This window comes from Brevibacillus sp. YAE8 (assembly GCF_057543335.1).
In genome coordinates this window covers 1-517 of the sequence record NZ_BAAIYG010000183.1, presented here as the reverse complement: position 1 = coordinate 517, position 517 = coordinate 1, and the positions used below count along the sequence as shown (strand labels likewise).

The 517-nt window shown below is 32.7% G+C and carries 1 protein-coding gene; it reads right to left on the bottom strand.

Going from position 1 to position 517, the window contains the following annotated elements:
* Positions 1–206 (bottom strand): IDEAL domain-containing protein (locus AC27IT_RS28275; RefSeq protein WP_487092335.1); only part of this gene is annotated, 206 nt, incomplete at its 3' end.
* Positions 207–517: the final 311 nt, after the last annotated feature.

Here is a 517-nt window from a genome sequence, read left to right as displayed (position 1 = left end):
TGTGCTGATAGCTCATAAAAAGCAGTTTCATCACGTTGATCTAATGCCGTGTTAATGTTTGGTTCTAACAGTTCTTTTTGACGCTTAAAAAGCGATTCATCAATTACCATTTCGATATAAACATCCAACATACTCACAGTATCAATTACTTTTTTATTGCGAGCGAGGGACTTCATCATTTCCGTGTACGATTTTTCATTGTTCATACCTCATCACCTCTGCACCCTTTTTATTATTATATAGATTAAAAGAATAAAAAACAACTAATTTTCTAAATTTTTAGATTTTTATTTTTAGAAATGATAAAGTAAGAGGGAAACGCTACTTTCGTTTTTATCGATTGGCTATTTGGTTTAAAAATGAATCCTTGGGGGCGAAGAAATTGAATCATGTAAAAAAGCGTACGGTAACGGTAGAGGATTTGTATGAATTGAAGTCTGTGTATAACCCTCAGATTTCTCCAGATGGAAAAAGTGTAGTTTATACGGTTCGAGAAACGAAAAAAATAGAAAACGGT